Origin of the sequence: Cyanobium sp. Morenito 9A2 (genome assembly GCF_024345575.1) — a bacterium.
GTDB lineage: Bacteria > Cyanobacteriota > Cyanobacteriia > PCC-6307 > Cyanobiaceae > ATX-6F1.
In genome coordinates, this window is sequence record NZ_JAGQBJ010000021.1 from 1 (window position 1) to 20949 (window position 20949).

Below are 20949 nucleotides of genomic sequence, written 5' to 3' on the forward strand. Positions count from 1 at the left end.
ACCGCTGGCTGCCCCGCTATCTCGGGATCTATAACGGCAGCAGGTGCCAGATGGCTCTCGGTGGCCTCACGCCTCAGCAGTGCCTACAGCGGCAGCTGATTGCTGAATGACCTGATGAGAAAACACAACTAAGGCGCAATCTCTGTCTTCTTTGATGGCCTTGCAGCCAGAAGCGAGCGTTCCAGTCACCAAGATCAGAACGAAGGGCCCGAGCGTTGGCCTCGCCGAAGATGGGGTGTTCTGTGCCCAACGGGGTTGGTGCCATGTCCAAGTGATCGTCTCCACCACCAGGGATGAGCAGGGTGAGCCCGCTGCTGGAGCCCTATCTGCATGTGTGCTGGATGCTGCCTACGGTTGCGTCGTGGGACCGCTGGCGTTCAAGCCCACCCTCACCACCACTCCCCAGGTCTTCCCCTCCAGCCGCCAGGGAGCTCTGTCCTGCTTTTTTTGGGGGGGGGGAGATTCTGAGCGTCCTGGCGACAGAGGATTGGCCATGCAGAGCCGGCGGCGGTGCATGGTCAAAAGGGCTGCTGTGGGGATCATCGACTACACCGCCATCAGCATGGAAAATGTGACGTTCACCGACATGACTGGCAGAGGGTTGACCGTAGACAAAACCTGGGAGTCCTCCAAAGGAGCTGACGGGAAGCGGCGCATTCTTCTTGAGCACTCTTTCTTTCAGTGCAGACCTGCCAGCTGAAGCCCCCCATCCCCTTAATGGCCCCTGCTGCCCTTCGGGATCGCTTTTTCTGGAGGGACAGCAACCTGTCAAGGGGGCTTGGCGCTGCGATGCCCGAACGAGTTCAGAGCCACCACCAGGAGCTGAAGGCGGCCGCCTGGCCGCAGCCCCGGCCCTCCTCATCCCGGAGGGTCCACAGGCGTGCGTTGTCGATCACGAAGCGTCGCCCCTCGCCATCGACGCGCACGCCTCTGTAGCCGCGAATCGCCTCCAGCCGCTCGGCGGTCTCCAGGAGTTGTTGCCGGGCACGACGTTCCTGGGGCTCCGCCGTCAGCCGCGAGGGCAGGCCCACCATCGCGGTCCAGGGACGACGCCAGAGTCTGAGGGCGGCACCATTGGCGTAGATCAGGCGGGGGTCGCGGCCCCCGCCATGGGCCAGCACCACCTCGGCGCCGGCGAACAGTTCCTGGGCCCCCAGGCGCCGGCAGCGGCCGGGGTTATGGCCGGCCAGGAGCGGCCGCCCGAAGGCCTGCCGGTGGGACTCGAGCAGCAGGGCGGTCACGTCCATCAGCTCGGGCGTCAGCCAGGGGGGCTCAGCCACCCCCCATCGCCTGGGCCATCGCCTGTTGCCCCAGCAGGGCGCCCTGGGCACGCAGATTCTCGAGGAACAGCCGGTTCGCCTCCGGGAACAGCGGTTCGGCGGCCAGGGGCAGATCCCCGGCCTCATCCAGCCCGGTGTCGCCCTCCATGGCCGGGGTGACCACCACCAGATCAGGGTCCAGCGGGGCGTCGTAGCGCCACCAGCGGCCGGGATCGGCGATGGCTGGATGGGGGGGATGGGGCGCGACCGGCGCCGTGGCTTTGGCACTGAGCAACTGACGCCGCTGCTCAGCCAGGTTGGCCAGCAGCTGGTTGCGGCTGCGGCCCCGCAGCTGGAAGAGGACGAAGGGGTCCTCGCTGAAGCGGTCCCCCATCAGGTAGTAGACGGCACTGGTGTGCTTGCAGGGGTTGGCCTTGTCGGGGCAGGTGCATTCGCTGCGCACTTCCTGCAACTTGAAGGGAAACAGCCGGCGCCCGCTGGCGGCGAAGGCGCGCTCGATGTCGGCGGGCATGATCCCCGCCAGCAGCTGCGCCGACCAGCGGGCCTTCTGTCCCAGGGCTTCGAGCACGTAGCCCCAGTCTTCGTCGCTGAGGGTGTCGAGCCAGAGTTTCACCTTGTAGGGCTCCTCCTCGGTGCCCTGCACCCGGGCGTGCACCCGGCGCCCCTCGAAGCGGATCGAGAGCACGTTGCCGGAGCGCGCGTAGGTCCAGGCGCGCTCCAACCGTTTCTTGTAGCGGTAGGAGTTGATCAGCTCCATCCACTGCTCCACCCACCAGGGCTGTTGCCCCAGGCCTTCGTTGCCGAGGGTGGTGGTGAGGGAGGCAGGGGTGACCGTCATGGAGGGGGCCGAAAGGGTCGGGGCCGTCTGGATCGGGGGGCTCCAGCCCGATGTGTGGCCGGCCGGGGCAGGGCTCACCAGAGCTGCCCTGGCCAGGCCCGTGCTGGAGAAAGTATGCCTACCCGCCCCGCGGTCCCCCTAGCCTGGGGCCTCCGAGGCTGTTGCGCCATGGCCCGAGAGCAGCGGCGCCTCGCTGGAAACGTCAGCGGTCCCTTCTTCGTCGACGCCAGTTGCATTGACTGCGGCACCTGCTGGACGTTCGCTCCGGCCCACTTCCGCAACGGCGCCAGTCAGGCCGAGGTGTGGCATCAGCCTGCGGAGGGGGCCGAGCAGGGGCAGGCGCTGCTGGCCCTGCAGGCCTGCCCGGTGGCGGCGATCGGTGCCCCGCGGGAGCTGATCGCCCGCACGCCCGTCGAGGGCTTTCCTGCCCGGGTCACCGCCACCCGCCGCGGTGAGGTGTACTACTGCGGCTGGGCCTCGCGCCAGAGCTTCGGCGCCAGCAGCTACCTGATCGTGCGCCCCGGCGGAGCGGGCAACGTGCTGATCGATTCCCCCCGCTTCAACCGGGCCATCGCCCGTCGCCTCGAGGCCCTCGGCGGTGTCAGCAGCCTGCTGCTCAGCCACCGGGATGATGTGGCCGACCACCAGGCCTTCGCCGATCACTTCGGTTGTGGGCGCTGGATCCACAGCGCCGATGCCGATGCCGCGCCGGCGGCGGAGCATCGCTTCACGGGCCGCGAACCGCTGCCTTTCGATGCCGACCTGCGCGTGCTGCCCTGCCCCGGCCACACCGAGGGGTCGGTGGCGTTTCTTTTCGACGACCAGGTGCTGTTCAGTGGCGATCACCTCTGGTGGTCCGAGAGCACCGGGGCCCTGGTGGCTTCGCGCCAGGTGTGTTGGTGGAACTGGCCGGAACAGGTGCGTTCCCTGGAGCGTCTGCTGGAGCTCGATGTGCGCTGGCTGCTGCCGGGCCACGGTGGCCGCCGGATCTTCGCTCCTGGAGAGTGGGGCCGGGAGCTGAGCCGGCTCCTGGATTCCCTGGATTCCTGATCCCGATGCTGGCCCAGGCCCCCCTCGACTTTCTGCCCCAGCGGCTGCTGCGCTGGCTGCCGTGGCTGCTGCGGCCCTTGTTGCCGCTGCTGCTGCGCCTCCAGGCCGGTCTGGTGGGGGTGGAGGCGGACCACCTGGAGCGGTTGGTGGCGGCAGCAGGACGGTTCCAGCGCGGGGAGGCGCGGCTGCTGCTGGCCTTCCGCCATCCCCAGACCAGTGACCCCTACTGTTTCGCCGCCCTGCTCTGGGCCCTGCTCCCCCGGGCGGCGCGGGCCCAGGGGCAGCCCCTGCGGATGTTCATGCATTCCCACTTCCTCTACGACCGCGGCATCCCCCTCTGGGCCGGACCAAGTGCGGCCTGGTTGTTGGCACGGCTCGGGGGCAGTTCGATCCAGCGGGGCAAGCTTGATCTCAAGGGTCTGCGGGCCGCCCGTCAGTTGATGGTCGAGGGGGCGTACCCGCTGGCGGCGGCGCCGGAGGGGGCCACCAACGGCCTCAGCGACGTGCTCAGCCCCCTGGAGCCGGGCGTGGCCCAGATCGCCTTCTGGGCGGTGGAAGACCTGGCCCAGGCCGGCCGCTCCGAGGCGGTGGAGCTGGTGCCCCTGGGCATTCGCTATCACTACGTCGGGCCGATCGCCGTGGCCGCCGATCGCGAACTCGCCCACCTGGAGCAGGCCTGCGGCCTGGCCACCCCGGGCGGGCCGCCCCCCGGTGGGACCGTGGGGGAGGAGGGGGAACTGGCGGCCCTCTACCCCCGCCTGACAGCCGTGGCCGACTGGTTACTGGCGCGCCTGGAGCAGTTCTACCGCCAGGGGTACCGCGCCTCCTTGGCGTCCGAGGGGGCGATCACGGCGGACAACCGGGGTGAGCGCCTGCGGCAGCTGCTCGAGGCGGCCCTGGCGGTGAGCGAGGCCCGCTTCGGTCTGATTGCCAAGGGGAGCTTGAACGACCGTTGCCGCCGCATCGAGCAGGCGGGCTGGGATTGGATCTATCGACCCGACACCCGCGACCGAGCGGCCTTGCCGGCGGTGGAGCGCGGCCTGGCGGACCATCTCGCCACCGATGCCGAACGCGCCCTGTGGCATATGCGCCTGGTGGAGTCGTTCGTGGCCGTCAGCGGCACCCATGTGCGCGAGAAACCCTGCGCCGACCGCTTCGGCGAAACCCTCCAGATCCTGTTCACGCTGGTGCACCGCCTGATCGGCGAGGGGCCAATGCCATCACCGCCGCGGCTGGGGTTGCGCCGGGCCCAGATCAGCGTGGGGGAAGCCATCGACGTGGGCGAGCGTCGGGACGCCTACCGGGCTGGACGCCAGGGGGCTGTGGCGACCCTCACCCAGGACCTTGCGGCTGAATTGCAGACCCTGATCGAGGCCTGATCTGGATCGGCCCCGATCGTCGCACCGAGCAGAGGCTGCGGGCGGCGCCTACGTCTCCTCCAGCGCCACCAGGTCCCTGAGCTGGCCGGGGTCGAGGCCCCCCAACCACTCCTCGCCACTGCCGATGATGTCTTCAGCGAGCTTGGCCTTCTCGCGGATCATCCGGTCGATCTTCTCCTCCACCGAGCCGCTGGTGATGAACTTGTGCACCAGCACCCGGTTGGTCTGGCCGATGCGGTAGGCCCGGTCGGTGGCCTGGTTCTCCACCGCCGGGTTCCACCAGCGGTCGATGTGGAACACATGGCTGGCCCGGGTGAGGTTCAGGCCCACCCCGCCGGCCTTGAGCGAGAGCAGGAACAGCTGGGGGCCGCGCGGATCCTCCTGGAAGCGATCCACCATCGCCTGGCGCTCGGCCTTGCTGGTGCTGCCGTAGAGGAAGGGCACCTCCTGGCGGAAGCGGCGCTGCAGATGGCTCTGGAGCAGCAGGCCCCATTCGGCGAACTGGGTGAAGAGCAGGGCCCGGTCGCCCGCCTCGATCACCTCCTCGACGATCTCATCGAGCCGTTGCAACTTCGCCGAGCGCGCCCCGAATCCCTCGCCGATGCCGGCTTCCTTGAGGGCCAGGGCCGGGTGGTTGCAGATCTGCTTGAGCTTGGTGAGCAGCCCCAGCACCTGGCCATGCTTCTGGCCCAGGGGGGCGCGGGCGATGGCGTCGAGGGTTTCATCGACGGTCTTGCGGTAGAGCTTCACCTGCTCAGGGCTGAGTCCCACCCACTCGTTGAGCTCCACCTTTTCGGGCAGGTCGTTGATGATCGATCGGTCGGTCTTGAGGCGCCGCAAGATGAACGGCCCCACGCGGGCCTTGAGGTCTTTGAGGGAGCTCATGTCGCCGTAGCGCTCGATCGGCAGCCGGTAGCGCTGGCGGAAAAACTCCTCCTCCCCGAGCACCTTGGGGTTGAGGAAATCCATCAGCGCCCAGAGTTCGCTCACCCGGTTCTCCACGGGCGTGCCGGTGAGGGCGATGCGGAAGCGGCTGTGCTTGGCGGCGCGGGCCAGCTCCCGGGCCGCCTGGCTCTGCTTGGCACTGGGGTTCTTGATCGCCTGGGCTTCGTCGATCACCACCCCCTGCCAGTCGGCGCCACCGAGCAGATCGATGTCCCGCTGCAGCAGCCCGTAGCTGGTGAGCACCAGATCAACGCCAGCGAGCGCTTTGGTCAGGGCTGCGCTGTTGGCGGCCCGGCGGGGGCCGTAGTGCTCCAGCACGCGGAGCTCGGGGGTGAAGCCGGCCGCCTCCCGCTTCCAGTTGGTGAGCACCGAGGTGGGGGCCACCAGCAGCACGGGGCGTTTGAGTTCGTCTTCGGCTTTGAGGTGCTGCAGGAAGGCCAGCAGCTGGATCGTCTTGCCCAGGCCCATGTCGTCGGCCAGGCAGGCGCCCTGGTCGAAGCGGTGCAGGAAGGCCAGCCAGCCCAGGCCGCGCTCCTGGTACGGACGCAGCTGGCCGGAGAAGCCTTCGGGGGCCGGCAGGGGGTCGGGGGCCTTCTGCTGGTGGTACTGCTCCAGCACCGCCTGCAGCCTTGGCCCTGGCGTGAACCGGTGCACCGGCAAGCGTTGCAGGGTTTCCCCCTCGTTGCCCGTGAGCCGCAGGGCGTCATCGAGGCTGAGGGCGGGATCAAGGGCGCAGAACTTCTCGGCGTTGCGCAGATCGCCCGGGCGCAGCTCGATCCAGGCCCCCTTGTGCTGCACCAACGGGCTGCGCTTGCCCGCCAGCCGCTCCAGATCCTTGAGGGTCAAGGTGACCCCGCCGATCATCAATTCCCAGGTCCATTCGAGGGTTTCGCCAAGGCTGAAGCCCCGGGAGCGGGCCGGCAGTTCCGCCTCGATCGAGAGCCCCAGCCGGCTGGCCAGGCCGCCGCTGAGGCTGGGGGGCAGCACCACCCCCACGCCCACATCCCGCAACCGGGTGGTGGCGGTGCGCACCAGCACGAAGGCCTCGGCCGGCGTGAGCGCCATGGCCTCGGGGGCGGAGGCATCCAGCCCCCGGGCCACCGGTTCGAACACCTGCAGGGCACGCCCCAGGCCCTCCAGAAGCACCTCGCCGGGCTGGTCCACCTCGATTTCGCCGAGCATCAGCTGGCGCTCGGTGGTGGCCCAGACCACCGCCGCGCTGACGCGCAGGGCGGGGTCCGCCTCCGCCTGCAGGCTGAAGTGCAGGTCCCAGAGGTCCTGGCCCTCGGGGGGTGTGAACAGTTCCAGGCAGGCCCGGGCCGGGGCCACGCGTCCGGCCACGGCCTCGCGCCAGTGGTGGGTGGCCCCCTCCAGCCGCTCGGCGTCCTCGCCGCTGAGGTTGAGCTTGCCCGTGCCCGGTCCGAGGGCCTGCTGCCAGGCGGCCAGCAGCGGATCGAGGCCAGTGGGATCCGGGCGGAAGCCAGCGCGCAGCTGGGCGTCCACCAGATCGTTGAGCAGGTTCACCACCACCAGGCGGCTGGAGCCGGGCCGGCGGCAGGCTATCTCGGCCACCGGCGGCAGCCCCAGGGGGGTGGCCACCCCCGAGGCGGCCACGGCCACCTGGGGGAGGCGCGCCGCCAGGTCTTCGATGCGGCGGCGGTCGTCTTCGCGGTTGAGCAGGGGGCGCCAGCGGGCCACGCGCCCCTCGCCGCTGGTCTCGACCTGGGGCAGATAGCGGCCCCGGGCGATCAGGCTCAGCACCCAGCGCTGCAGGTGGCTCCACCAGCGCAGTTCGTCGGCCAGGCCGAGCTCATCGCCGGACAGAGGCAGCTGACCCAGCCAGGCTCCGGCGGCGGCGGGCTCCAGCCACAACCCCTCCAGTTGCCACGGCCACCACTCCACGGTTTTCGGGATCGGTTCCCCCGCCTGCAGGGGCAGGCCGCTCCAGGCCGCCCCCTCGATTTTCTTTTTGCCTTTGGCGCTCTGGCTGCGGCTGGGCAGGGTGAGGGTGGCGACGGTGGGGCGGAAGGCCTCCGACCACAGATCGCGCTCCTCCAGCCAGGCCCCCAGGTCGTCCTGGTCCAGGCTCAGCGGGTGGTTGGGCACCTGGGTCTGCGGTGTCACCGGGGTGGCCACCCGCCAGGTGTCAGCCCAGAGCAGCAGCCCGGGGCGGCCGGTGGTGTGGGATCTGAGCCAGGTGGCGTGCAGCAGGCTCATGGGGACGGGGAACGGCCGTGCCGAAGGGTCATGGCCGCAGGGCGCTGAAGGAACGTTGGCCGGCGTGCAGCACCAGGGCGGCACCGATCAACGGCAGCCAGGCGCGTACCAGCGCCATCATCAACCCTGGCAGGACCTCCTCCGGCGCCCCGTGGAGGTCGAGGGGTAAGCCCAGGCTGTGGATCCCGCACACCGCCCCCACCAGACCGGCCTGCAGGTGGCCGTCGTCGGGGTCCACCCGCTGCAGGTGGAAGGCCAGCAGGCCATAGAAGAGTCCACTGCCCCCCGCCCGCAGGGCCGGCTCCAGGCCCATGCTCAGCCCCAGGGCGCCTGCGCTCAGGCCCGCCAGCAGGGCCCAGCACAGCGATCGCAGCCGCAGGCGCGCGCGGGCCTCAGGGGGAGCGGGGGGCTCAAGCAAGGGGGCTCAACCAGGGGACGGTGGCGGGGCGCTGGACCTGTGCTGCGCGATCATGCCCTTTCCAGGGTGTTGTTTGCACGTTCGAGGCCATGGCTGTTGCGCTCTCCCCCGATCGCCCGGCGTCCGAGCGGCCCTGGCCGCGCAGCGGCGCCGAGATCCGCGAAGCGTTCCTGAGCTTCTTCGAGCAGCGCGGCCACCGGCGCCTGGCCAGTGCCTCCCTGGTGCCGGAGGACCCCACGGTGCTGCTCACCATCGCCGGCATGCTGCCCTTCAAGCCGGTGTTCCTGGGCCAGGCGCCGCGGCCGGCGCCCCGGGCCACCAGCGCCCAGAAGTGCATCCGCACCAACGACATCGAGAACGTGGGCCGCACGGCGCGGCACCACACCTACTTCGAGATGCTGGGCAACTTCTCCTTCGGCGACTACTTCAAGGAGCAGGCGATCCGCTGGGCCTGGGAGCTGTCCACCGAGGTCTTCGGCCTCTCGCCGAACCATCTGGTGGTGAGCGTCTTCCGCGACGACGACGAGGCCGCGGCGATCTGGCGCGACGTCGTGGGTGTGAACCCGAAGCGCATCATCCGCATGGATGAGGCGGATAACTTCTGGGCCTCAGGCCCCACGGGCCCCTGCGGCCCCTGCTCGGAGATCTACTACGACTTCAAGCCCGAGCTCGGTGATGAAGGCCTCGACCTGGAAGACGACTCCCGCTTCATCGAGTTCTACAACCTGGTGTTCATGGAGTCCAACCGCGATGCGGAGGGGCGGCTTACTCCCCTGGCCCAGCGCAACATCGACACGGGCCTGGGGCTTGAGCGCATGGCCCAGATCCTGCAGGCGGTTCCCAACAACTACGAAACCGACCTGATCTTTCCCTTGATCGAGCGGGCGGGCGCCCTCGCGGGCGTTGACTACCACGCCCTCGACACCAAGGGGAAGACCTCCCTGAAGGTGATCGGCGACCACAGCCGCGCCATCACCCAACTGATCGGCGATGGTGTCAGCGCCTCCAATCTCGGCCGTGGCTACATCCTGCGGCGGCTGCTGCGCCGCGTGGTGCGCCACGGACGGCTTCTGGGCATCGACAAGCCCTTCCTGACGGCGATGGGCGAGGCCGCGGTCGCGCTGATGGCGGCGTCTTATCCGCAACTGATTGATCGACGAGGGTCGATCCTGGCGGAACTGGCCCGAGAGGAGGAGCGGTTCCTCGAAACCCTCGAGCGCGGCGAGAAGTTGCTGGCCGAAGTGCTGGCGGCCCGGCCGCGGCAGATCAGCGGTGAGCAGGCCTTCGAGCTCTACGACACCTACGGCTTCCCCCTGGAGCTCACCGAGGAGATCGCCGAGGAGCATGGTCTGACGGTGGACGTGACCGGCTTCGAGGCGGCCATGGAGGCCCAGCGCCAGCGGGCCAAGGCCGCGGCAGTGAGCCTCGATCTCACACTTCAAGGCGCGATCGAGCAGGTGGCGGCGGCGCTGGAGGCCACGGACTTCAAGGGCTATGGCGTCCTGGAGCACCCCAGCTGCGTGCTCGCCCTGGTGGTGAACGGGGAGCCGGCCGAACGCGCCTCCGCCGGTGATCGGGTGCAGCTGGTGCTCGATTCCACCCCGTTCTATGGCGAGGGCGGTGGCCAGGTGGGTGACCGCGGGGTCCTCACCGCTGACGTGACCGGTGATGGCGAAGCGGAGGCGGGCACCGAAGGTGGCCAGGGGACCAGCCTGCTGATGCGCATCGAGGGCGTCAGCCGCAACCGCAGCGTGTTCGTGCACAGCGGCCGAATCGAGCGCGGCCAGCTGGCGATCGGTGATCGGGTGATGGCGCAGGTGGACCGCACCTGCCGCCGCCGCGCCCAGGCGAACCACACCGCCACCCACCTGCTGCAGGCGGCCCTCAAGCAGGTGGTGAACCCCTCGATTGCCCAGGCGGGATCCCTGGTGGATTTCGACCGCCTGCGCTTCGACTTCCACAGCCCCCGGACGGTCAGTGCCGATGAGCTGGAGCGCATCGAGGCGCTGATCAACGGCTGGATCGCCGATGCCCACGCGCTCCAGGTGGGGGAGATGGCGATCGAGCAGGCCAGGGCCGCCGGGGCTGTGGCGATGTTCGGTGAGAAGTACGCCGATGTGGTGCGCGTCGTTGATGTGCCCGGGGTGTCGATGGAGCTCTGCGGCGGCACCCACGTCGCCAACACCGCCGAGATCGGCCTGTTCAAGATCATCTCCGAAACCGGCGTGGCCGCCGGCATCCGCCGCATCGAGGCGGTGGCGGGCCCGGCGGTGCTCGCCTACCTCAACGAGCGTGAGGCGGTGGTGCGCCAGCTGGGGGAGCGCTTCAAGGTGCAGCCCGGCGAGATCGTCGAGCGCGTGGCGGCGCTGCAGGAGGAGCTCAAGGCCAGCGGCAAGGCCCTGGCGGCGGCCCGCACCGAGCTGGCCCTGGCCCGCTCCACGGAACTGGCGGCCCGCGCCGAGACGATCGGGGCCTTCCAGCTGCTGGTGGCCCGCCTCGATGGGGTGGAGGCGGCCGGCCTGCAGAGCGCGGCCCAGGGGTTGCGGGAGCGCCTCGGCCAGGCGGCGGCGGTGGTGCTGGCGGGGGTGCCCGACGGGGCGGCCCCCGACAGGCTCAGTCTCGTGGCGGCCTTTGGCCCCGAGGTGGTGGCGGCGGGCCCGAAGGCGGGCGCGTTCATCGGCGGCATCGCCCGGCTGGTGGGTGGGGGTGGGGGCGGTCGCCCGAATCTGGCCACGGCCGGCGGCAAGGATGCTGCTGCCCTCGATGGGGCTCTTCAGACGGCCCGCGCCGAACTCAGCGCGGCGCTGGCGGGCTGAGCCGGCGGGGGGCGGGGGCTGATGGATCTGCGGGAACGGTGTGTCGGGGCGTGTGGAGGAGGTGCTCGCCTCAAGCGCTCTTCCCTAGGTTTGGATCTCAGTGTCCCGCAGCGATGAAACGGCTCTGCTCTTCCGGCCTGGCCGTTCTTGCGGTCCTGCTCACGGCCACCGCGGCCCTCGCCACCCCCGCCGGCACCCTGCTCAAGGGGCTCAAGCTGCCGGGTGGGCTCACCACCCTGTTCGCGGCCAATGCCGTCGGCCAGACCAGCCTCAACGGTCAGCTGGGGGGTACACCTGATTCTCTGCTGGTGAAGGCGAAGGCCTTGCTCAACGCCCAGGGCTACAGGGAGCGCACGATCAACACCGTGGTAGGGCCCTGGGGGTTCAATCTGGTGCTTGATCCCCCGGCCGACACCACAGTCGATGGCACCCCAGCCGGCAAGACGGCCGCCCTGGTGCTGCAGTCAACGGCGCTCGGGCCGGGCAAGCTCAACCTCAACGTGCGCTTCGAGGCGCTCTAGGAGCGTGTTCTGCGGCCCACGTCCCGTAGTGGTAGCTACGGGACGTGGGCGTGGGATGCATTGGGATCGCACACATGATTGGGTGAGAGTGGTCGGTGGTAGAGGCAGATTCCAGGATCAACGCGATTCAAGGCCTCATCGATGAACTCCATCAGCGCTATTTGTCGCTCGAGGATGGCGCTCCTGCCAATTACATTCCCGAACTTGCCAAGGCCGATCCGAGGGATTTCGGCATCGTCATCGCCACGGTCGACGGACGCCTTTATCAGGCAGGTGATGCCGGCAAGTCGTTCACGATTCAGTCGATTTCCAAGCCCTTCGTCTATGGTCTGGCACTGAAACTTCTCGGCCCCGAGTGCATGGTGGCCAAGGTGGGGGTGGAACCGTCGGGGGAGGCCTTCAACGCCATCAGTCTCGATCCGACGACCGGGCGGCCGCGCAACCCGATGATCAACGCGGGGGCCATCGCCACCACCGCCCAGATCGCCTGCCGTGATCCTGAGAACGCCGAAGCAACCGTTCTCGATTTCTTCGCCCAGTTGGTGGGCCGCCGCCTGGGCATCGATGATGCCGTGTTCCGTTCCGAGCGGGCAACGGGCCACCGCAACCGCTCGATCGGCCACCTGCTGCGCAACTTCGCCATCATCGAAACCGATCCGGAACTCTCCCTGGATCTGTATTTCCGGCAGTGCTCGATTCAGGTCACCTGCCGGGATCTGGCGATCATGGCGGCCACGCTCGCCTGCCAGGGCCGCAACCCCTTCACCGGCGCCCGCCCCCTCAGCCCGGACATCACCAGACGCGTGCTGGCCCTGATGGCCAGCTGCGGCACCTACGACTTCGCCGGTCAGTGGCTCCACGACGTGGGCATGCCCGCCAAGAGCGGTGTGGGCGGCGGCATCCTGGCGGTGGTGCCTGGCCGCCTCGGCATCGCCATCTACTCCCCGCCCCTGGACAGCCTGGGCAACAGTGTCCGTGGCATCGCCGTCTGCAACGAACTCTCCGGGCGCCTGGGCCTCAGCCTCTTCAACCAGTACCCCCAGAGCTCCTCCACCGTTCGTCGCTCCTACACGGCCGCCCGGCGCCAATCCCGCCGCTGGCGCTCCCCCCCCGATCGGGAGGCCCTGCGCGCCTCCGGCCAGCGCATCCGCGTCGTGCATGTCCAGGGGATTCTCGATTTCGCGGCCCTGGAGCGGCTGGTGGCTGAACTGGCGGCGAGCCTGGCCGAGGCGCGCGTGCTGGTCCTTGATCTGGCCCATGTGATCGAACTCCCCGCCGAGTCGGCTGAGCTCCTGGCGCAGCAGCTGACCCTGTTTCAGGGTCGGGGCCTTGAGATCCTCCTCTCCCGTTCCGCCCATCTCGATCTGGAGGGGGTGCGCCTGGCGCTGGGCCAGGAGCCCGAGACCCTGTTCTGCCCTGACCTCGATCAGTCGATCGAGCGGGCCGAGAACCTCTTCCTCGCCCTCTGGAATGGAGACCCCTCCGGGGGGGCTTCCGCCCACGAGAACGCATTCTCCCAGGGCTTTCTCAGTCAGCTGAACCCCACCTACCGCCAGCGGGTGGCCGCCTGCCTGGAGCGACGGGATTTTGCCGCCGGCGAAACGGTGATCCGCCGCGGGGATCCGGGCGATGAGCTGTTTCTGGTGCACCATGGCCGTTTCACAGCCACCATCCAGCTGCAGGATGGCTACGGCCGACCCCTGGAGTCGCGGCTGGCCACCTTCGGGCCGGGCATGTGCTTCGGGGAGATCGCCTTCCTCTCCGGCCAACGGCGCACCGCCAGCGTGGCTTCCGATCTGGAGGGCGGCTGCCTGGTGCTCAGTCGCCCTGATTTCGATCAGCTCCGCCGCAGCGACCCCGAGGCGATGAACGAACTGTTGCTGGCCCTGATCTGCGACGTTGGTCAGAAGCTTTCGCTCACCAGCCACCAGCTCACCCAGATGGAGCACCTCTGAGTGGCTCCTGGGGCGACGCGGGACAGATCCGCCGCAGGCCCTTGCCCCAAAGCTGGCGGGCGCCGCCCATAGCGTGGAGGTCGATGCGCCCTTTCTCCATGCCCCGCCGTCGTTGCTCAGCCCCCTTCCCTGGCCTGCCGCTGGGCCTGCTGGGCCTGGGGCTGTTCCCCTCGCTCGCCCTCGCCCCGGCGGCGGCCCGCGCCGAAGGCCAGGTGCAGCTCCGCTGTGACGGCACCTTGGTGGAGGCGCGGGGGTCGGCTGAACGCAAGCGTCCCACCCAGCGTCTGCGGGTCTCCCTGGCGATCGAAGCCGAAGCCGCCAAGGCTGATGGCGCCCTGGGGCTGCTGCAGGAGCGTTTGGCGGCCGTGCGCCAGGGCCTGCAGCGCCTGGGGGTGCAGGAGCTGGAGGTGACCTCCCCGAGCACCTGGGAACGCCCCCCGTCGCCCCGCACAGCCGCCCAGGTGACGGCCAGTGTGCAGGTGAGCGGCCACGTGGCCCCGGCCAACCTGCAGGCGCTCATCCGTGGGGTGGGAGGGCTCAGCGGGGTGCGGCTGGCGCCGGTGGCCGCCGAAGCTGACTCCCGCGGAGATGCCGCCAGCCGCAGTGCCCTGCTGCGTGCCGCTTACCAGGACGCCCTGGCCCAGGGGCGGGAGTTGGCGGCGGCCATCGGCCTGGCCCAGCTCACGCCCCTGGAGGTGCAGGTGGAGGGAGGCTTCCGGCCGATGATGGCCAGGGCCATGGCCGCGGAGAGCGCTCCCCCCTTCGATCCCGCCGAGTTGCCCAAGCCCACCGAGCGCACCAGCCTGCTCGCCCGGTTCTGCGCCCGCTGACGCCCCCGGGGGGCAGGGGGTCAGCCCAGCAGCGAACTGAACAATTCGCGCATGCGCTCGAACAGCTGCTTGTCCTGCAGCGGGGTCGCTTCATCCTCTAGGCGCTGGAGCTGGGCTCGGCGGGCGTTCACCAGCCCCGCCAGTTGCTTGAGCAGGGCGGTGTCGTTGGCCAGCAGCGGTTGCAGCGCCGCCCGACTCACCTCCAGCAACCGGCATTCCTCGAGCGAGCGCACGGTGGCGCTGCGGGGGGCATCCAGGCAGAGGGTCATCTCCCCGAAAATCTCACCCGCTTCCAGCCTGGCCACGGTGGTGGGGGTGCCGTCGGCGCTTGTCTTGAGCACTTCCACCCGGCCCCGCACGAGCTGGTAGAGCGAGTCACCGGCCTCTCCCTCGCGCACGATCGTTTCGCCGGGGCCGAAGGAGCGGCTCTGGCTCAGGGCGGCCAGGGTGCCCAGCTGCTGCTCCCCCAGCACCGCGAACAGATGGTTGGAGCGCAGCAGTCGCTGCCGCTCATCCAGCGAGGCCAAGGCATGATCCGCTTCCACCGCCGGGGAGGGTTTGCGCCTGAGCTCCCGCACTGGATAGGGAATGCTCTGGCCCGCCCGCTGCAGGGCATACCAGAACTGCTCCAGCAGCTCACTGCGCAACTGAAGGCGGCTGAGGTCTCCGACCCCCCGTTGCCAGACCAACAGCTCGTAGGTGATCGAGCTGTCGGCGTAGGCCCCCACCCACACCCGTGATTCTTCGCTGCTGAGCACCAGCGGGTGACGGCGGATCACCTGAAGCAAGAGCTCGCGGGCCTGGGCCGGGGGGAAGCCATAGTCGAGTCCGAGGCTGAAGCGGTTGCCCACCGGCTCCCCTTCGCGAAAGCGGTGCAGGACCTCCGAGGCCACCTTGCTGTTGGGCAGCACATGCAGGGTGCCGTCCACCGACCGAAGCAGGGTGTTCATCAACGTCAACGAGACGACGATGCCCTTGGTGCCGTCGAGTTCGATCCAGTCCCCTTCACGAAAGGGGTTGTCCATCTGCAGGGTGATGCCCGCAAACAGGTCCTTGAGGGTCTCCTGGGCCGCCAGGCCGATCACGGCGGTCAGCACCGCCGAAGTGGTCACCAGCCCCACCAGGTTCACGCGGGCCTGTTGTTGCAGCACCACCACCGTGAACGCTGCCCCGACGGCCAGGATGCCCAGATCGCGGAGGATCTTGGGGGGTTTGGCCCACAGCCCCACGGCCGCCGGCAGTTCCAGGCACGCCCATTCCCCGAGGCTGATCAGGGCATAGCTGATCAGCAGCACCGCTGAGGTGCTCCACCAGGGGCGCAGGGCTTCCGGCAACCAGACCAGCGGCAGGCTGCTGCTCAGCAGCCAAGCCACGATCGCCGCCAGGGGCAGCCGGGTGGGCGGGGAGGCGAGGCCGCGCGGATGGCGACGGCAGGCGAGCCGTACCACGATCAGGCCGGCGGTGAGGCCGATGGCGAGTAACAGCCGTTGCAGCACATCCATGGCAGCTCAGGTCATGGGGGGGCATCCTGGGCGGGCTGGCCAGCCCCCGCCATGTTTCCCGATCCTTCCCATCACCCGCCAGCACTGGACCTGTTCCTGATGCTCGCCATGGGACATTTCCTGGGGGATTTCGCTCTGCAGAGCGACCGGATGGCCACAGAAAAGTGTCCGGGCCATGATGTCACGCTTCCTTGGTACTGGTGGTTGGGCTCCCACGCCGCCATCCACGGCTTCCTGGTGGGTCTGATCACCGGCGTGCCGTTGCTGGGGCTGGCGGAATGGGTGGCCCACGCCCTCACCGACATCGGTAAATGCCGGCATCTTTACCGACTCCCCGGTGATCAGGCCATCCACCTGGCCACGAAGTTGTTGTGGACCTGGCTGGTGGTGCGATCCTGAGGATGGGGAATACGAGAACCCCATCCGGACCGGCGATGGCCTTCTTCGTTCGCAATCCTGCCCGCCACTGGCTCGGTGTCCTGGCCCTCGCGGTCCTGAGCCTGGAGGCCACGGCTGCCCTGGCCCAGCCCGACCTGCGCAACACCTTCCCTGGCCGCCGCATCGGTGGCGGTACCCGCGGGGAATGTGCCGCCCGGGTTCTGGCCCACCTGGTGCCCTCTGACAGCGTCTTCGCCCCTGGTTCCGCCCTGACGGTGGCCCTGCTGGAGGGCCCCACGGCCAACCCCCGGCCCCTGCAGGTGCAGTTCCGCCCCCAGGGCCCGGGCGGCACGTCCGCCGGCCCGGCGGTGAAACGGGAGTTGCCCGCCGCTCCGGCTGGGGTGACGCTGCTTCGGCTGGCAGGCTTCAAGGGCTCCCAGGTCTGGGAATCATCGTTTCGCTGCGACGAGGGGGCCTCAACGGCCAGCACTGATCCCCTCAACTTCGTGGAAACCGTGGCGCCGCCTGCCCTGAGCCTGCTGGTCACCGAAGGCTCCGCCAACGACCGCGGCCTCCAGGTGGCACTTCAGAAGCTCAAGGGTCTGTGCGGCTCCCGAGTGACCAAGGCCGAGCTGGCGCAAGCCTTTGGCCTAGAAGAGGTCATTGCGGCGGATTGGCCGGCGATGCTACCGGTGCGCTGCCCCTGAGTTCCCAGACATCGAGGGGTTCCGTCCGGCCCTTCACCTGGAGGCTGCCCCAGGGGTCCCAATTCATCGTGTTGGCGCCGTTCCGTAGCACCAGATCGCGCGTCACTGAGGAAACGAGCACCCGGCAGAGGCCGTCCTGACGAGCTTTCTCGGAGCTTTCCAGCCGCGAGGCGCAATTGACCGTGTCGCCGATGATGGCGTATTCCAAACGCTCGCTGCATCCCATCGAGCCCGCCAGCACAGCACCGGAATGAATGCCGATGCGCATGCGCATCGGCGGTTCGCCCTCGGCGGCCAGGTCCCGGTTGAGCTGCTCCAGGCCGTGCTGGATCGCCAGGGCGGCGTCGATCGCTTCGCTCGCGTCGGCCACCTCTCCCTTGCCCAGCGGTGCCCCGAACACCGCCAGGAACCCATCGCCGGTGAACTTGTTGACCATGCCGCCGCGCTCGGTGATGGCGGGGACGCAGAGGGCCATGCCGCGGTTCAGCCAGGCCAGCAGTTCCGCCGGCTTGAGGCGCTCGGAAAGGGTGGTGAAATCGCAGGTGTCGGAAAAGACGATGGTGACCGCCAGCAGGCGCCCCTCGAACCGCCCGTCGCTGAGCAGTTCATCCCGTTGCTCCCAGAGCTGCTGGGCCACCGCCGGTGAGGTGGTCTGACCCAGCAGGCGTTGAATTTGCTGGCGCTGCTGCTGGCTGGCGGCCCCCCGGCGCAGCCAGGCGGCCCCCGCCATCAGGGTCAGGCCCGCCAGGGGCAGGGTGGTTTGCACCCACACGCCGTACAGCAGCAGGGCCACCGCGCCGCCCAGGCCCAGCAGCGCCACCGCCGTCACGGTGAGGATGCTGCGTCGCAGGGTGGCGAAGCTCTCCCCCAGGGCCACCCCGACGCCCAGGCCCAGCACCAGCAGCAGCGTGCCGCTCCAGCCCGGCAGGGCCCATAGCCCATGGGAGACGCCAGCGGCCATGGCCAGCAGGGCGCTGGCGCGGTTGGCGTGCAGTTCCACGCCCGCCTCCTGCCACTGGCGGGTGGTTAGCACGAAACGGGTCTGGGGAACGTTGAACAGGTCCCGCAGGGACGGGGCGGTGCTGCCGATCAGCACGATCCGGTCCCGGATCTTGTCGTTCGGTACCTGCCGGCGCAGCAGCTGCTCCAGGGTCCAGAAGGAGTAACTGCCGCGTTGCTGGAAGGAGAGCAGCTGCTGGAAGCCGGCGGCATCGAGGTTGAAGTAACCGCCCGAATCGCGCTCGAGCCAGCGGGCGGAGCTGGGGTTGGCCTCCAGTCGGCGGCGCAGGTCGGTGTTGCCCAGGTACACCTCCACCATGCGCAGGGGCAGGGCCACGGTGGCGGCGTCCTGGCCAGCGACATGGACAAGATCGCGGCGCACCACCCCATCGGCGTCCACTACCAGATCGTTGAAGGCCCGGCGCTGCGGCGGCGTTCCTGGGATCGGGCCGATCGACTCGGCCACGTTGAAGATCGACACCAGCTTCGGGTTGCTGCGGGCCTGGCGGCGCAGGCAGTCCTGTTGGGGGCCGACACCCTTGTTGCGGTAAATGTCCAGGCCAATGGCCCGGGCGCCGTCAGCGCTCAGAGCATCGATCGCCTCGCAAAGCAGTGAGTCGTCGATCGGCCAGCCGTAGCGGTTGATGTCGGCTTCGCTGATGCCGATGATCGTGATCGGTGTGCTGGCCCCGGAGGCTGCCGGGCGCAGGTGGGTGATCAGGTCGTAGAGCAGCAGGTTGAGCGATTCAGCGATGCCCGTGAAGCGCAGGGCTGCCACCAGCAGGGCCGCTGCGCCGTAGGGCGCCACCAGCGTCAGGCCCTGGCCGAGGCGGCGGGCAGGCGTGGTTCGGCCCATGGCGGCCCTCAGAACCGGTATTGGATCTTGCCGTAAAAGCCCTTGCTCAGGGTCCAGTCAGCCCACGGTCCGATGTTGGTGTTGGTGGCGAGCTGGTTCACCCAACCGGCCTCAAGGGTCCAGTTGTCGCCGGCGAGCCAGCGGGCGAGCACGCCGGTGGAGCCCACGTAGTCGGTGAAGCTGAGGCCCTGCAGCTTGGTGTTGATGCCGCCGTAGCCGAAGAAGGGCACCAGTTGCAGAGCGTTCTTCTTGTTCTGCCAGAAGGTCCAGACCAGTTCACTGGTGCCCAGCCAGCCGTTGTCGCCGCTGATCAGCTGGCCCGGCAGGCCGCGCAGACCCACATCGGAGCCGAGGGTGAACTGCATGGAGGGGGTGAGGGCGTTGAAGGCCCACTGGCCACCGGCCCGCAGGTTGAGTTGCCAATGGGGGGCGAACCCCCAGGCCGCTGACACCAGGCCCCCAATGGCTGTGGCCTGGCCCGGGGCGATGCCCACCTGGGCGAGTTCGTTGATCTGGACGGCGGGGGTCAAGGCACCGATCCCCTGCAGGGCATAGACGTTGCCGCTCCAGCCCACGGCGTTGCTCAGGCCGCTGCCGCTGAGCCCCACCCGCAGGTAGCCCGTGCGCGGGGAGCGCACGCTTTCGGGCAGGAAGCTCGGCAGGGCCTGACCCGCCAGGTAGGTGTCGCTGCGGTTGATGCTCAGGCCGGCGAAGGCGGCCCAGCGCTGGGTGAGCGTTTCCTTGAACACCCATTCCAGTTGCCCCAGGCCCTGGAACTGCCGGGTACTGAAGTCGTTCGCCGGCGAAGGCAACTCGATCAGGTTGCGGCGGCTGTAGCCAAAGGAGCCGGTGAGGTTGAACTGGTCGCTGAGCGGGTAGGTGTAGCTGGCGGAGGTGATCAGGGCCCCCAGGGAGGGGTTGTCATTGAAGTCGACTTCGCCGTAGAGCAGCAGGATGTCGCCGGGGGTGGCCAGGGCTCCCTTCACCAGGGTGGCGACGGCCCGACCTTCGCCGGAGCCGCTGGAGCCGTCGTTGCGCAGGGAGAGGTCGCCCTGGAGCGGCTGGCTGCCCAGTTCGACGTTGACCGTGAGCACGGCCTGGGTGGGGTCGCTGCCCAGGCGCGAGAGGTTGCTGCGGAGGCTTTTGATGCCCGCCTGGCGCTGCAGCAGCCGCAGTTGGCGCTCCACCTCGGCCAGGTTGAGCACCTCGCCCTGGAGGGGCCTCAACAGGCGGGTCACCCGACGGTTGAGCCAGGGGTCTTTGGCGTTGACCCGCACCTCCACGATCTTCCCTTCCACCACCTCCAGTCGACCGGGGGCGGGGCTGGTTTCGACGAAGACGCGACTGTTGACATAGCCATCGGCCACCAGCTTCGCCGTGAGGCTGGCGGCACAGGCCTGAAGCCGTTCGTTTGGATCGCTGATCGCCAGGCAGGGCTGGAGGATCTTGGTGAGTTCGGCGCTGGAGTAACGCTTGAAGCCGCGGATCTCGGGCAGATCCTGGCGAAGGGTTGATGGTGTGGGGGGGGGGCTGTCCCCAGGTTTGGCCGGGCCGTCGAGAGGCGTTCCTGGGGCCGCTGGCTCCACCGGCTGCACCTCGAGACGAGGAACGGGCTGATCCCGCATGGGCCTTTGCTCCCCCGCATCGGGCCCTGGCAGGCGTACGGGCCCCTGCTGCAGCGGCGGAGCCACCAGCTGGGCCAGCAGGGGCAACGGGAGCATGGGTGTCGGGTGAAAGTTAATGAGTGCAAGTTATCTGAATTGATGGGACATTCCCGAAGTCAAGGCCCCTTGGGTGATCGTCCTTGCGCGCTTCTGGTGCTGGGTTGGCCTGGGGGGGGAGCCCGATCGAAGCGGGCGGTCTGATCGGTGTTGAAGTGTGACGCGCTTGAACATCTGTTGCCTGGTGTCAACAGCAACATGCACCCCGATTAGGCTTGCCTTTCTATGGAGAGGGTGGCGCCTTGGACCCTCGTCTTCCCTTGGTCAGCTCCCTCCCCATGGCGGTTCGTCTTCGCTTGACTCCTGAGCGTGGCCTGGGGTTGACCGTGGCCCTGGCTCTCGCGGGGCTGCTGGCGGGCGTTCCGGTGCTGGCCGGCGACGTGAGCGCCACCGGTGGTGCCCTGGGCCTGGGCACGGCGGTGAATGGGCGGGTGGGCGGCAGCTGCGGCGCCGGCCTCTGCCAGGTGGGTGGCGGCACGGCAGCGGGCAGCAACCTCTTTCACCGCTTTTCCGCCTTCGACACCCGCGGGGGCATCA

General features: G+C 69.1%; 17 protein-coding genes and 1 pseudogene. 11 read left to right on the forward strand and 7 right to left on the reverse strand.

Translation table 11 applies throughout. From position 1 onward, the window contains the following. Together KBY88_RS16440 and KBY88_RS16445 are read left to right on the forward strand one after the other, a co-directional pair. Positions 1–110: pseudogene (locus KBY88_RS16440) on the forward strand (IS481 family transposase); the annotation flags it as partial. Between the two features lie 44 nt (positions 111–154). Beyond that, positions 155–700: a metal-independent carbonic anhydrase family protein gene (locus KBY88_RS16445; RefSeq protein ID WP_514130648.1), complete on the forward strand. Its 546-nt coding sequence runs from the start codon at positions 155–157 to the stop codon at positions 698–700. A 103-nt stretch (positions 701–803) separates the two neighbouring features. Here the strand turns inward: KBY88_RS16445 and KBY88_RS15650 are convergent, their stop codons facing one another. Beyond that, positions 804–1280: an MEKHLA domain-containing protein gene (locus tag KBY88_RS15650; RefSeq protein ID WP_254940876.1), complete on the reverse strand. Its 477-nt coding sequence runs from the start codon at positions 1278–1280 to the stop codon at positions 804–806. Then, on the reverse strand, positions 1273–2118 hold the full coding sequence (locus KBY88_RS15655) for an SWIM zinc finger family protein (RefSeq protein ID WP_254940877.1): 846 nt from the start codon (positions 2116–2118) through the stop codon (positions 1273–1275). The genes KBY88_RS15650 and KBY88_RS15655 overlap by 8 nt, the downstream gene beginning before the upstream one ends. Before the next feature lie 168 nt (positions 2119–2286). On the opposite strand from KBY88_RS15655, the gene KBY88_RS15660 reads away from it, so the two are divergent. Then, complete coding sequence (locus tag KBY88_RS15660) at positions 2287–3168, forward strand: MBL fold metallo-hydrolase (protein WP_254940878.1); 882 nt, start codon at positions 2287–2289, stop codon at positions 3166–3168. Between the two features lie 5 nt (positions 3169–3173). Next, positions 3174–4547, forward strand: coding sequence for a lysophospholipid acyltransferase family protein (locus KBY88_RS15665; RefSeq protein ID WP_254940879.1), 1374 nt, complete (start codon positions 3174–3176; stop codon positions 4545–4547). 48 nt (positions 4548–4595) lie between these two features. Here the strand turns inward: KBY88_RS15665 and KBY88_RS15670 are convergent, their stop codons facing one another. Both KBY88_RS15670 and KBY88_RS15675 read right to left on the reverse strand, forming a co-directional pair. Next, the gene (locus KBY88_RS15670; RefSeq protein WP_254940880.1) at positions 4596–7709 is read right to left on the reverse strand and encodes a DEAD/DEAH box helicase; all 3114 of its coding nucleotides are present in this window, start codon (positions 7707–7709) and stop codon (positions 4596–4598) included. A 28-nt stretch (positions 7710–7737) separates the two neighbouring features. Continuing rightward, complete coding sequence (locus KBY88_RS15675; RefSeq protein ID WP_254940881.1) at positions 7738–8127, reverse strand: hypothetical protein; 390 nt, start codon at positions 8125–8127, stop codon at positions 7738–7740. Between the two features lie 89 nt (positions 8128–8216). Between KBY88_RS15675 and alaS the strand changes: the two genes are divergently transcribed. The 4 genes from alaS to KBY88_RS15695 all read left to right on the forward strand — a co-directional run bounded on the left by alaS (position 8217) and on the right by KBY88_RS15695 (position 14249). Beyond that, a complete protein-coding gene (gene alaS, locus KBY88_RS15680) occupies positions 8217–10943 on the forward strand; it encodes an alanine--tRNA ligase (protein ID WP_254940882.1) in 2727 nt (908 codons plus the stop codon). Positions 10944–11056: 113 nt separating this feature from the next. Beyond that, the gene (locus KBY88_RS15685; RefSeq protein WP_254940883.1) at positions 11057–11464 is read left to right on the forward strand and encodes a hypothetical protein; all 408 of its coding nucleotides are present in this window, start codon (positions 11057–11059) and stop codon (positions 11462–11464) included. Positions 11465–11559: 95 nt separating this feature from the next. Then, entirely contained in the window at positions 11560–13419 is a 1860-nt protein-coding gene (glsA, locus tag KBY88_RS16195; protein WP_254940884.1) for a glutaminase A, read from the forward strand. 98 nt (positions 13420–13517) lie between these two features. Then, positions 13518–14249, forward strand: coding sequence for an SIMPL domain-containing protein (locus tag KBY88_RS15695; protein WP_254940885.1), 732 nt, complete (start codon positions 13518–13520; stop codon positions 14247–14249). Positions 14250–14269: 20 nt separating this feature from the next. On the opposite strand, the gene KBY88_RS15700 is transcribed toward KBY88_RS15695, so the two are convergent. Continuing rightward, positions 14270–15751, reverse strand: coding sequence for a mechanosensitive ion channel family protein (locus KBY88_RS15700; RefSeq protein WP_254940886.1), 1482 nt, complete (start codon positions 15749–15751; stop codon positions 14270–14272). A 51-nt stretch (positions 15752–15802) separates the two neighbouring features. Here KBY88_RS15700 and KBY88_RS15705 point away from each other — a divergent pair, with 51 nt between their 5' ends. Beyond that, positions 15803–16150, forward strand: a complete 348-nt coding sequence (locus tag KBY88_RS15705; RefSeq protein ID WP_254940887.1) for a DUF3307 domain-containing protein — start codon at positions 15803–15805, stop codon at positions 16148–16150. 35 nt (positions 16151–16185) lie between these two features. Next, entirely contained in the window at positions 16186–16836 is a 651-nt protein-coding gene (locus tag KBY88_RS15710; RefSeq protein ID WP_254940888.1) for a hypothetical protein, read from the forward strand. On the opposite strand, the gene KBY88_RS15715 is transcribed toward KBY88_RS15710, so the two are convergent. Together KBY88_RS15715 and KBY88_RS15720 are read right to left on the reverse strand one after the other, a co-directional pair. Further along, positions 16790–18691 (reverse strand): CHASE2 domain-containing protein, encoded by a 1902-nt coding sequence (locus KBY88_RS15715; RefSeq protein ID WP_254940889.1) that lies wholly within the window; start codon positions 18689–18691, stop codon positions 16790–16792. The two genes, KBY88_RS15710 and KBY88_RS15715, sit on opposite strands and share 47 nt — an antisense overlap. A gap of 8 nt (positions 18692–18699) precedes the next feature. Beyond that, positions 18700–20412: a ShlB/FhaC/HecB family hemolysin secretion/activation protein gene (locus KBY88_RS15720; protein WP_254940890.1), complete on the reverse strand. Its 1713-nt coding sequence runs from the start codon at positions 20410–20412 to the stop codon at positions 18700–18702. A gap of 278 nt (positions 20413–20690) precedes the next feature. Here KBY88_RS15720 and KBY88_RS15725 point away from each other — a divergent pair. Then, on the forward strand, positions 20691–20949 hold a 259-nt coding region (locus KBY88_RS15725; RefSeq protein ID WP_254940891.1), incomplete at its 3' end, for a hypothetical protein.